6 protein-coding genes, 1 tRNA gene and 1 other annotated feature are annotated in these 13,023 nt (G+C 45.8%); all 7 genes read left to right on the forward strand.

Translation table 11 applies throughout. The features are described from left to right. The first annotated feature begins 1 nt into the window (after position 1). The 7 genes from J2T19_RS10900 (at position 2) to zapA (ending at position 12,927) form a co-directional block, all read left to right on the forward strand. Positions 2-958, forward strand: a complete 957-nt coding sequence (locus J2T19_RS10900; protein WP_307215569.1) for an aldolase catalytic domain-containing protein — start codon at positions 2-4, stop codon at positions 956-958. A 469-nt stretch (positions 959-1,427) separates the two neighbouring features. After that, positions 1,428-3,422 carry a bifunctional diguanylate cyclase/phosphodiesterase gene (locus J2T19_RS10905; protein ID WP_307215948.1) on the forward strand — a complete coding sequence of 665 codons (1,995 nt, stop codon included), beginning with the start codon at positions 1,428-1,430 and terminating at the stop codon, positions 3,420-3,422. 142 nt (positions 3,423-3,564) lie between these two features. Then, positions 3,565-3,635 (forward strand) — tRNA-Gly (locus J2T19_RS10910). A 504-nt stretch (positions 3,636-4,139) separates the two neighbouring features. Then, on the forward strand, positions 4,140-6,029 hold the full coding sequence (abc-f, locus tag J2T19_RS10915; protein ID WP_307215571.1) for a ribosomal protection-like ABC-F family protein: 1,890 nt from the start codon (positions 4,140-4,142) through the stop codon (positions 6,027-6,029). A 126-nt stretch (positions 6,030-6,155) separates the two neighbouring features. Further along, positions 6,156-6,422, forward strand: a binding site (T-box leader). A gap of 57 nt (positions 6,423-6,479) precedes the next feature. Continuing rightward, entirely contained in the window at positions 6,480-7,514 is a 1,035-nt protein-coding gene (gene pheS, locus J2T19_RS10920; RefSeq protein WP_056698620.1) for a phenylalanine--tRNA ligase subunit alpha, read from the forward strand. Positions 7,515-7,613: 99 nt separating this feature from the next. Then, complete coding sequence (pheT, locus tag J2T19_RS10925; protein ID WP_307215574.1) at positions 7,614-10,067, forward strand: phenylalanine--tRNA ligase subunit beta; 2,454 nt, start codon at positions 7,614-7,616, stop codon at positions 10,065-10,067. A gap of 139 nt (positions 10,068-10,206) precedes the next feature. Beyond that, positions 10,207-12,927, forward strand: coding sequence for a cell division protein ZapA (gene zapA / locus J2T19_RS10930; RefSeq protein WP_307215576.1), 2,721 nt, complete (start codon positions 10,207-10,209; stop codon positions 12,925-12,927). The last annotated feature ends 96 nt before the right edge of the window (positions 12,928-13,023 follow it).

Genomic DNA, 13,023 nt, shown 5'->3' on the forward strand with positions numbered 1-13,023 from the left:
AATGAAGACAAATCATTGCAAAATTGTAGATTGTACGATCCGGGATGGCGGGTTGGTTAATAACTGGGACTTTAGCGTGGACTTTGTTCAACAGCTCTATGCTGGATTGAATGAAGCAGGCGTTGATTATATGGAAATTGGATATAAAAACTCTCCTAAACTGCTGAAGGGTGCCGAAGATGCAGGCCCTTGGCGTTTTCTGAATGATGACTTCCTACGTAAGGTTATTCCGCAAAAAGGGAACACCAAACTGTCTGCACTCGTAGACGTTGGCCGTGTGGACGAAAATGACATTTTGCCACGCAGCGAAAGCATGCTGGATCTGATCCGTGTGGCTTGCTACAGCAAAGATGTGGACAAAGCGCTTGCGCTGGTTCAAACGTTCCATGAGCGTGGTTACGAAACAACACTTAACATTATGGCGTTGTCCAATGTGATGGAAAATGAACTGCTAGAAGCATTCGAAATGATCAAAGACAGCTCTGTAGACGTTGTTTACATTGTAGACTCCTACGGTAGCTTGGATCATAATGACGTGAAGTACCTTGTAGAGAAATTCAAAACACACCTTCCAAACAAACGTCTTGGCGTGCACACTCACAATAACATGCAACTTGCATTCTCCAATTCACTTGTAGCTGCTGAGCTTGGTGTGGAATTGTTGGATGCTTCCGTGTACGGTATGGGTCGTGCTGCGGGTAACTGCCCAACGGAATTGCTGGTTGCTCACCTGAAGGGAACTAAATACAACTTGCGTCCTGTACTGGGTGTATTGGAGCAATTGATGGTACCTCTTCGTGAAAAAGAAGAATGGGGCTACATCTTGCCATACATGATTACAGGCACATTGGACGAGCATCCTCGCTCTGCAATGGCACTTCGGTCTTCCGAGAATAAAGATAAGGTTGTTGATTTCTATGACAAACTGACAACACCAGAAGTGAATTTTGATAAGTAAGCATAAACATGCATAAATGCATAAAAAACAGTCCAATGGACTGTTGCTAAACTCACTAAAACACGTTCTCTCTATAGAGAGCGTGTTTTTTTAGTTCTAAGTACCTTGTTTCTCGAGGAGTCATGAATAATTATTCCTATATACGATTATTTTTTTGTTCACGTCTGCGGATATAAATGTTATTATGTACCAGACAGCATGTTGAAGCATGTAATTTGAACGTTGGTAAAATAAATAAATGTCGAATGATGTAACTTTTTGAAAATTTCAGAAAGACCATCACGGATGAGGAAACGTTATTCAGGATAGGTGAACCCGGGAAGGACAAGTATGCATGAAGGTTAAACTGCAAGATCAGAGAAAAGTAGTTATTTTGGCCCTAGTATGTGGCTTATTGCTTTACATTGTTAGTCAATGGTTTCGTTCCTCTACAAGCTCTGATCTGATCATATCAGGATATCCGGTTTTGATGCTTTTGAGTGGTTTTGCTGCAGCGGCAGCATGTATTGGGATTTACAATCAAAGCCTCTTGTTCCAAACGCCCAAATTAACCCTACGCAGGGTTTTACTGACCACCTTATTTATGTTAGTGGGTTTGTTTCAATTGGTTCATATCGTTCTATTTGCCGAAGAAATTCCGAATGGTGCGATGATTGAATCGGAGCTTTCGTTGAGAATGTTGACACTCGGATCAGTAATCTGTGCGGTAGGTTTGTTGTTCATTTATACAGTGAGCGAAAAGGAAATTGCATTACCACGCAAATTCTTGCTGTTTAGTGGAACACTTGGTGGATTTGTTATTTTGTACACTTTGGGAATTCAAAATTGGAGCGGGTTACCTAAACTGCTTGAAGGCGATGTGCTCAGCCCTACATTTACGCAATTTCACTTTTTGGTAGGTGTCTTATACGGCATATCTGCTATCGTTTTATTTTATAAGTGGAAGAAAAATAAAGATGGAGACCTTCCTTACATACTGTATGGTACACTAAGCTTCCTATTTGCGGAATGTTACTGGGTCTCTGCAACAATGGTGAATGATATCAACCTGTTAATGGGGTTATTGAGCAATTGTATCGGTTACTATTTTGTTCAAAAAGGGTTATACACCTCGGTGGTCGACACACCTTTCCTTAAACAGCAGGCCGCTGAAGCTCGGATGAATTACATTGCCCATCATGAAGATGTGACTGGACTTCCTAACCGCCGCCGTCTTTCACAGAGACTGAAATCAATGATGGACGAAGCGGTAGTCCAGGAACAGCTTGTAGGGGTATTGGTGCTTAATATTAATCGCTTCAAAACCATTAATGATTCACTTGGTCAACAGGCAGCCAATCGAGTTCTACATCAGGTAGGACAACGTTTGAAGCATTCCTCTCTGCCTTGTGAAGAAGTATTTGGTCTGGGAAGAGATGAATTCGTCATTGCTATGACAGATTTCTATACGACGGATACGGCTTTGCGCCGTACAAGATCCATTTTGCAACTTTTTGAAAAACCGATCATAGTTGATGGCAATGAATATCATCTTACATTAGGAATTGGTATGGCTATCTTTCCTCATGATGGTGAGTCACCTGAGGAGATCATCCAGAATGCGGACACAGCCCTGCATAATGCGAAGGAACAGGGGCTTGAGTTGAACCGTTACGCTCATGCCATGCAGATGAAGGCTCAAGAGCGTCTTCAACTGGAGAACGACCTGCGTAAAGCGCTAGATCGTGGACAGTTCTATCTGATGTACCAACCACAAGTAAACCTTGCGAGTGGACTTGTTGTAGGTATGGAAGCACTCGTACGCTGGCAGCACCCGCAGAGAGGATCGATATCCCCTGCAGAATTTATCCCACTTGCGGAAGAGAGCGGATTAATTGTTCCGTTGGGTGAATGGGTGCTACGTCAGGCATGTAAACAAAATAAAATCTGGCAAGAAGCGGGTTATCGTAAATTATGTGTATCTGTGAATCTGTCGATGAGACAGTTTAGACACTCCCATTTGCTGGACAATATCAGTGGCATACTTAATGAAACGGGTCTGGAGCCAGCGTGGCTTGAACTTGAAATTACAGAAAGTATGACATTCGATAAAGATCGTGCGTTTGAGCAGTTACGCAAAATTAAAGAGATTGGTGTTCATATCAGTATTGATGACTTTGGCACAGGATATAGCTCTCTTCACTATCTGAAGGATTTGCCGATTGACCGACTCAAAATCGATCGTTCATTCGTGAATGAAGTGATGGAGGATCGCAACAATGCAGCGATTGTATCCACAATCACATCGATGGCGCACCATCTACAGTTGAAGGTTACAGCTGAAGGCGTAGAGAATGAGGAACAGCTCGTATTTCTACGTGATCAGCATTGTCATGAAGCACAGGGATACTTTTTCAGCAAACCAATCTTGCCATCCGATTTCGAGACGAAGTTTCTACGAGATGTTGATAAACCAGCAGGATAAAATAAAGAGAAGACAGGAGCGTTCAAGCGCTTCTGTCTTTTTTTGGATGTAAATAATTCGTTGAACGGAAATAAAAGTTGCACATCATTGTTGCTCATGCTATATTATTATTGTGAAATTAATGTTAACAACTATTCATCATGCGGGTGTAGTTCAATGGTAGAACTTTAGCCTTCCAAGCTAATAGCGTGGGTTCGATTCCCATCACCCGCTTAACGGTATGCTTAAAATCCTTTGCTGTATACAGCAAAGGATTTTTTGCGTGTTCAGTTCCGATTAGGATCTGGAGAATGATCTTGATGCTACCTTTGCTTTTTTACCAACATCTGCTACAATAACAGAGAAATTGATACTACACATGAATGAGAGGTAACCATACGTCCCATGAAGTAAGACACATGAACTGAACCCAAGTTAACTGCAGACGTTTTTTGATGACGCAGTCAGCCAGTCCGGCTGAGCAATGAGGGGATTCGTGTGTCCAAATTCAGCAATGGGATCAAGTGTAGAGCGAGTAGGCTAGATGGCCATACCCGATGTTTGGGTTTATTTGCTTATGCTTGGGGATATCTTTTGCCTGTTTTGTGATGCTTTTTCCAATCCTGAATTGCCCAACCGCCGGCTGATGCCAGCGGTTTTTTTGTTAGGAATAAAAGCGAGATGTATTTCCTGCAATGACCGCACAACCTACTTTGGAAGCGGGAAGGATGAGGCCTCATGATGACATTGGTGCGCTTACATGAAGTATCTAAAGAATGGAACGGAATAGAATTATTTACAGGATTGCAGCTGGAAATTAATGAAGGGGAGAGATTGGCAGTTCTGGGACCTAACGGTTGTGGCAAAACGACTTTGCTGTGCATGATTCTAGGGGAAGAAGAGGGCGGAGGAAGGATCGAGCGTGCTGTGCCACAGCAGAACTGGGGATTTATGCGCCAACGATCTCAGATCGAACCTGAAATGAAGGTGCTGGATGCAGTCCGTCAGGAGAGTGGGCAAATTTACGAGGTCAAGCGTAAGCTCACGGAATTGGAAGAACGTTTAAGCACGTGCGGTGCCGGAGAAGAACGGCAATGGATGGAAGCCTACACGGTAGCGATGGAAGAATACGAGCAATTGAACGGTTATATGTGGGAGACTGAGGTTGAGAAGGTCTTAACGCGGCTTGGATTAACGTCTGAGCATTGGAGCAGACCCTATGATTCTTTGAGTGGCGGACAAAAGACAAAAGCTAGGCTTGCTGGATTATTGGTCAGTAAACCGAAGTTTCTCATTCTGGATGAGCCAACGAACCACTTGGACGAGGAAAGTATGCGCTGGTTAGAGGGCTGGTTATCCGCTTATACAGGCACACTCTTGTTTGTGTCACATGACCGAACGTTTATTGATGAAGTGGCAACAGGGGTCATTGAGTTTAACTCAGACAAACTCGTCAAGTACAAGGGTGGGTATACCGCATACAAAGGCCACAAAGAACGGGAACTACGGGAACAGGAGGCTCTGTATCGTAAACAAGAGTTAGAGAAGAAGGCATTAGAAGAGACGATTCGTAACTACCAGCAGTGGTTTCATAAAGCGCATAATTCAGCAACCGACGTTGAGGTCAAAATCACCCAGAGCTTTTACAAAGCCAAGGCAAACAAAAACATCTCTCGTTACCATGCCAAGCAAAAGCAGCTTGAACGGTTGGAGAACGAGCGCGTGGATAGACCACGAGAGGCTACTCGGTTAAACATGGAACTTAATATGAAGTCTCTCGGTGCACGCCAGCTCCTGAGATTGAATCAGGTTGAATTTGCTTATCCTGGGGGGAATCCTCTCTTTCATGGATTGAACGTTGCAGTGGAACGAGGAGATCGTCTGGCTGTACGTGGCTCCAATGGTACGGGGAAGACGACATTGCTTAAACTGATGATCGGAGAGCTTGAACCTGTACAAGGGGATGTGACAAGGAATCCCGGGCTGAAGATCGGTTACTTTTCACAAGAACTCGAAGGACTTCCAGAAGAGCAGACATTGCTGGACAGCTTGCTTAGTCTGCCTTCCATGACCCAGAGTGCAGCACGTACGATTTTGGGATGTTTCCTCTTTTCTAGAGAAGATGTATTCAAGCGAATTGGGGATTTGAGTATGGGAGAGAAGTGTAGAGTGGCTTTCTTGCGGCTGTATTTCGGAGGAGCTAACCTGCTTGTGCTAGACGAACCAACCAACTATCTTGACATTGATACCCAGGAAGTTATGGAAAATGTATTAAAACAGGCTTCCGGTGCATTCGTTTTAGTCTCACATGATCGAATGTTAACCAAATTGCTTGCCAATCGGTTGCTTGACCTTAAAACAGATGGTACGGCGATTTACTTCGAAGGTGGGGTAGAAGACTGGGAACAATCTCATGTTCTAAGAGAATCGGCATTACAGAACAGAGATTCTGATGATGAACGATTGCGTCTGGAGATGCGACTGTCGGAGTTGTTATCTCCAATGAATAGTGCCACAAGAGATAGCGAAGATCAGCCGAAGCTAGAAGCGGAAGAGGAACGAGCGAAGGAAGCTGCGGAAATTCAGCGTATTAAGCAGCGGCTGGGGCAACTGTATCAATCGAATTGACCTGTACGAAGCATAACGGTTGCTATTTCATTAGATATTGAATATAATAATGAACGATCATCAACAGCTTGCCTCGAAGAGAGGCTGTACGTACTTGAAGGTTGTTGATATAGGTTTTGCTAACATGTAAACGCAATGATGGAGATAAGTAAGCAGTGCCTCTGTACAGGGAGGAAGCGCCGTAGATTGAGAGCGTTTCTGTAGAACAAGGCTGCCGAAATTCACTCCGAAGCGGTTCCCTGAACTTGATGATGCACATTGTGCTGCGACAGTAGGGGTAAACGGTTAACGGTCGTTATTCCGTACAAAGTGAGACAGACGTATTGCAAGCTAGTAGTTTCAAGCAATATCGTTGTCTAACAAGGGTGGTACCACGGTCTTTTCGTCCCTTTTGGGGAGAAAAGGCCTTTTTTTGTTGCAAATTACACCATAAAAAGGGGGCATTTACACATGAAAGAACGTTTAGAGGCATTGAAGATCGAAGCGTTGGAACAGTTGTCTGGCGTGAACGATCCACAGACGCTGGGTGATCTGCGTGTAAAGTATTTAGGGAAAAAGGGTGCATTGACTGAGATTTTGCGCGGTATGGGTGCATTAAGTGCAGAGGAACGTCCAGTCATTGGGCAGGTTGCGAATGATGTACGTAGTGCGATTGAGGAAGTCATCGACAGCAAGCAAATTCAGTTCCAGAAGGAAGAGACAGCGAAGCGTCTGCAATCAGAGAAAATTGATGTCACTCTTCCAGGACGTCGCGGACGTCAGGGTGGATTACACCCTCTGACTAAAGTGGTGCAGGAGATTGAAGATATTTTCATCGGAATGGGTTACCGTGTAGCAGAAGGACCCGAGGTAGAGATGGACTATTACAACTTCGAGGCTCTGAATCTGCCTAAGAACCACCCAGCACGTGATATGCAAGACTCCTTCTACGTTACAGAAGACTTGCTGATGCGTACGCATACATCGCCTGTTCAGGTGCGTACGATGCAGAGCATGAAGGGTGAGGTTCCTGTCAAAGTCATCTGCCCAGGTAAGGTTTACCGCCGAGATGATGATGATGCAACGCATTCCTTCCAATTCAATCAAGTCGAAGGTCTCGTCATTAGCGAGAACATTCGTATGAGCGATTTGAAGGGAACGCTGCTGCAATTTGTACGTGAAATGTTCGGTGCTCACACCGAAATTCGTTTGCGCCCAAGCTTTTTCCCATTCACTGAGCCAAGTGCTGAGGTAGATGTAACGTGTGTACAATGCGGCGGCAGCGGCTGTCGTGTATGTAAACAAACAGGATGGCTTGAAATTCTTGGCGGTGGTATGGTTCACCCGAAAGTATTAGAAATGGGTGGTTACGATCCTGAGAAGTATAGTGGATTCGCGTTTGGTATGGGTGTTGAGCGTATTGCCATGCTGAAGTATGGCATCGACGATATCCGTCATTTCTATAACAGTGATATGGCATTCCTCAAGCAATTCGGACGGCTATAATCTTAAAAGTATATGCGGCATATGAAGAATTCAATGAAGATAGGCGTACCGAGCATTGAGCGCCGAACACTAATCTATAGACAAAGGAAGTGAACGTCCATGAGAGTATCGACAGATTGGCTGTCTGATTATATTTCCCTAGAAGGTGCGACGCCACAGGAATTGGCGGAGAAGATTACCCGGGCGGGTATTGAGATTGATGTAGTAGAGAACCGGAATCAGGGCGTAAATAAAGTTGTTGTAGGTTACGTAAAGAGCAAGGAAAAGCACCCGGATGCGGACAAACTAAACGTATGTATTATTGATGCAGGACAAGAAGAAGACCTACAGATCGTATGTGGAGCGAAAAATGTGGATGCAGGCCAAAAGGTAGCTGTAGCTCTTGTTGGCGCGAAGCTTCCTGGTGGGTTGGATATCAAAAAGGCGAAGCTGCGCGGCGTAGTTTCGCTTGGTATGATCTGCTCCGCAAAAGAGCTGGGCATGAACGACAAGTTGCTTCCTAAGGATCAGCAGGAAGGTATTCTCGTGTTACCAGAGCAAACGGAAATCGGAACACCCATCAGCCAGGTACTTGGATTGGATGATCATGTGCTTGAATTGGATCTGACCCCGAACCGTTCTGACTGTCTGAGTATGCGTGGGGCAGCTTATGAAGTAGGCGCGATTCTGGGACGTGAAGTCAACTTACCAGATCCGAAGCAACAGCTCGTTGAGATTAGCGATGCTGCTGCCAATCATATCTCCGTTGAAATTACAGCTACAGAGCAATGCGCTCATTACGCTGCTCGTTATATTACAGGTATTAAGCTCGGTGCTTCCCCGCTCTGGATGCAGAACCGCCTGATGGCAGCGGGTGTTCGACCAATCAACAATATCGTAGATATCACGAACTACGTCATGCTGGAATATGGTCAACCGCTGCATGCCTTCGATGCGGATAAGTTAGAGCAGGGGCATATTGACGTGCGGATGGCGAAGGAAGGCGAAAGCATCGTGACGCTTGATGGTCAAGAGCGTAAGCTTGAGCCGCATATGTTGATCATTACGGATGGTGTGAAACCTGTAGCCATTGCTGGGGTAATGGGTGGCGAGAATTCCGAAGTGTCGGAAGGAACGGTTAATCTGTTGCTGGAGTCCGCTAAGTTCGACGGCGGATCAGTTCGGAAAACGTCGCGCCAACTGGGGCTGCGTTCCGAAGCAAGCATGCGTTTTGAAAAAGAAGTTGATCCAGGTGCAGTCATTACAGCCCTAGACCGTGCTGCTGAGCTAATCCAGCGTTATGCTGAAGGTGAGGTTCATCAAGGAACGGTAGAAGCTGGTGCAGTAGCAGCAGAGAAACGGATCGTACAATTGTCTCTCGATAGACTTAATCGTTATCTAGGAACAGATCTGTCCTTGCTTGAAGTTAAAACGATCTTTGCTCGGTTGCATTTTGCTTGTGGCGACGCTGAACAGGGTTTACTTGATGTTGAGGTTCCAACGCGTAGAGGGGACATCACACTAGATGTTGATTTGTTCGAGGAAGTTGCTCGTCTGTATGGATATGACAACATTCCTACGACACTTATTGAAGGACCAACGACACCAGGTGCATACACTCGTTCGCAAGCAATGCGCCGCACCATTCGTGGCGTGCTAGCAGGTAGCGGCTGGCAGGAAATGATCAGTTATTCCTTCGTACACCCAGATAAAACGTCACTATTCCCTGCACTTACAGGTGATAGTAAGTATGTGAAGCTGGCGATGCCGATGAGTGAAGACCGTAGCGTGCTTCGCACAAGCATTTTGCCACAGATGCTAGATGCAACAGTATATAATATGAATCGGAAACAGGATTCACTTGCAGTCTTTGAAGTTGGTAGTGTTTTCTTCACTGAGGAAGAGCAGTTGACTAAGCAGCCTCATGAAATTCCAGTTCTTAGCTTGCTGATCACTGGAAATCGTGCAGCCACGCAGTGGAATGTAGGGGCAGAGAAAGTGGACTTCTTCGACCTGAAGGGTGCACTTGAGAACCTGTTTGCTTACCTCGGTCTAGAGCAACGTATTCGCTTGGTAGCGAACAGCCCTGAAGGATTCCACCCAGGTCGTTCTGCTTCAGTATACTTGGATGGAAAAAATGGAGAAGAAGGCAAGCTGATCGGTACGATGGGTCAATTGCATCCAGAACTGCAACAACAATATGATCTGAATGATGTATACATCGCTGAGATCGGACTTGAAGCGATCTACAGTGAAGCTGATGCGGATATCCGTTACCGTGAGCTTCCGCGTTTCCCGGCAGTGGAGCGTGACATTGCTGTCGTGGTAAACAAAGATATTGAAGCTGGTGACATGATAAAAGCCATTCGTGAATCAGCAGGTGAACTGCTACAGACGGTACAGGTATTCGATGTGTTCACAGGCAGCAAGTTGGGTGAAGATAAGAAGAGTGTAGCCATGGCTCTGGTCTATCGCAATCGTGAGCGCACGCTTACTGATGAGGAAATTACCGAGGTGCATGCCCGCGTAGTTGCTCGTCTAGAGGAGCAATTCGCAGCTGAATTGCGTAAATAGAACAGAAGTCAATTTTTTGAACAAAGATTAGCAGGAATTGCTTGAAGTCACATCGAATCCTTAGCATATAGAGGATCGATGTGACTTTTTTGGTTATACAGCTTAGAATCAACATACAGACTTGAAGGAGGGCACAACTGTGACTACACCTGATCGTACACGCGTCACCGTAGATATCTACGGGACTTCCTATAAACTGGTTGGCAGCAGTGCCGACTATATGAAACAAGTAGCTAATTTGGTGGATGAGCGTATGAACGCTATCTCCAAACATCACTCTCGCTTAGATACACCGCGCATTGCGGTGTTAGCAGCAGTACATATGGCTGAGCAATCTCTTCAGACCCAGGAAATTCGGAATGAATTGAAAATGCTAACAGGTGAACGTACTGAACTTCGAAATGAAGTTAATCGTTTGAGCAAGATACAGAGTGAACATCAACAGGAGCTGGATCGCCGTGATCAAGCATTGGCTGAAGCGACCAAACTCAAAACTGAGGCTGAACAGGCCATGGCGAAGCTACGTGAGGAACAACGAGCTGAGATAGCCAAATTGAATTCCACTCTGGAGAATGAGCGCGCACAAGCAGCGGTGAAAGAGCAGAAACTCCAAGCTCAAACTTCAGCGCAATTGAAAGAGAAGGAAGAGAAGACGTTAGCTCGCCTGAAAGAAGCGGAAGACAAGGCAGCGAGTCAGCTTAAGGCTGTTCAGGCACAGGCTGCAACTCAACTGAAAGAGGCACAGGCTAGTGCCAGAGCACAATTAGAGCAAGCAGAAGCTAAAGCAGCTGCCCAATATAAGGAACTGCAAAATAAAGTGGCTGCTCAACTAAAAGAAGCAGAGAGCCGGGCTGTTGCTGAACGGCAGCAGCTAGAAGTGCAAGCAGCACAGCAAGTTCAGGCTGCTAAAGAACAAGCAGAAGCTGCGATCTTGTCAGAATTAGAGCAAGCGGAGACTCAGTTGAAACAAGCGAAGGACGAAGCTGAACTGAAGTACAACGCGTTGAAGTCTGAATTGGAGCAGCGTATTCAGGAAGCAGAACAATCTGCTACAGATCAGGTGCTACAGCTTACTGAGAAGGCGAAGCAAGATCGGATATTGTTGCAGCAACAGGCTGACGAGAAGCGTCTTGCAGAGATTGAGGAGCTGCAGGCTTCGTTCCAAGAGTCATCGGAACAGGCTGAATTGGAATGGATGGAGAAAGAGGCGGCTTATGAAGAGCAGCTGCAGCAAGAGAAGCAAGCTGCGACAGCTCAACTTGCGGAGGCTCGTGCAATTGCCGAGTCTAGATTACATGAAGAACAAGAGAAGCTACATCAGCAATTGGAAGCTGAACGTGAACTCGCTGAATCTCGTCTGAAGGACGTGAGCACACAGCTTAGTAATGTGGCAGAGCAACTCAAACAAGCTCAAGAAGTCGTCGTGGATCAAGAACAACAACTTCACAGTGAGCGAGAGCAACTACGAACTTTACGCGAGGAACAAGATGTGCGTAAGCAGCAACAAGAAGCACACACACGGCGTATTACGGAGCTTGAGCATCAACTTGAGCAATTGAAGAACGATCGTACCGAGCTTCAGGAACAGTTGCGCGAAACAGAATCGCTGCTGCAACAAACCCTTGAAACCGAACAACAATGGAAAGAACAATATAATGAAACGATTGAACGTGAATCTTCCCTTACAGCACAGCTTCGCAAAGTTCAGGAACAACAGGGCACGTTGGAACAGGAGGTTCAGAAGCTTCGTGAATCCGAAGCAAAGTCGGAAGATGAGCAGCGCAGACTGCAAAAAGTGCTGGAGCAGGCTCATGCGGCTGTACGTACATTGCAGCATGAGATTAGCATATTGACGCAGAATGAACAGTCATGGAAAGACCTTGCCGAGCAGCGTCGACTCGAAATGGAAGAGTTGGAAACGCAGGTTCTTGAAGCTGTTGAACAGAATGAGACGCTGGAAGCAGGTGTTCAGTCTCTACATGATGAGTTATCTGTAGTGAAAGATGAAGCAGAGCGTCATAAAGTAGCAGCAGAACGTTTCCAAAGCCAAGCTGATGAATGGGAACAAGAGCGTCTTCTGCTTGATCGCGAGATGGGTGCACTTCGAGAGGAACTGAATAAGCTGCAAGAGAGTTATAAGCAGATCCGCCATGATTATGGAGATGCTCTCCAGCGCGAAGAGGACTACACGCGCAAGCTTGATAAGCTGGCTGTGGATAAGGATACGCTTGAGAAGCAGTTGTCTGCGACCCGCAATGAAGTAGAGCAGTTATCTGCACGAATAGATGAGCAGGCAAGTTTACTTGCACAGACGGAGGAAGAAGCATTGGAATGGCAGATCAAGCACGAAGAACTAACTGCCAAGCAAGCAGACCTGTCTTCACGTTTGCAGGCGCTAACCGATAGAGAAGAGCAGCTTCAAGAGCAGCTCCGTTCAAAAGCAGCAGAGTCGGAGCAAAATGATCAAGTTTGGCAGCGACGTGCCGACGAGTGGGCAGCACAGGAGCAATCCTGGCAAGAGCGCTGGACTGCATTGGAGAATGAGATGAATGTCTGGCAGAAGGAAAGTGCTGCAAGTGCTGAGAAGGTTGAAGAGCTAGAACAAGAGCGTCAGCAATTAGATCAGCTACGTGCAGAGGCTACCTCTGAGAAACAAGCTCTGGAGCATGAACTGCTTGAGATCAGTGACCGTTATGAGCTTGCTGCGAATCAGCTTCGCTTGTTACAAGTCGAACGTGAAATGGAGCAAGAGAAGGCGGAGCAACTGAACACAGAGCATCGACAGTTGAAAGATGAATATACGAAATTACAGACGGAGTATAACGAATGGATTGAATTGATTGAACAGGATCAGAATTAATCTCTGTGGATTTGGATATCATCCTGGCATTGAATTCTTATAGTGCATGCTCAAAAGCGGGCTTTTTGAACAACCTATTGTACAATTTGTTATAAT

The organism is Paenibacillus tundrae (assembly GCF_030812775.1).
Lineage (GTDB): Bacteria > Bacillota > Bacilli > Paenibacillales > Paenibacillaceae > Paenibacillus > Paenibacillus tundrae_A.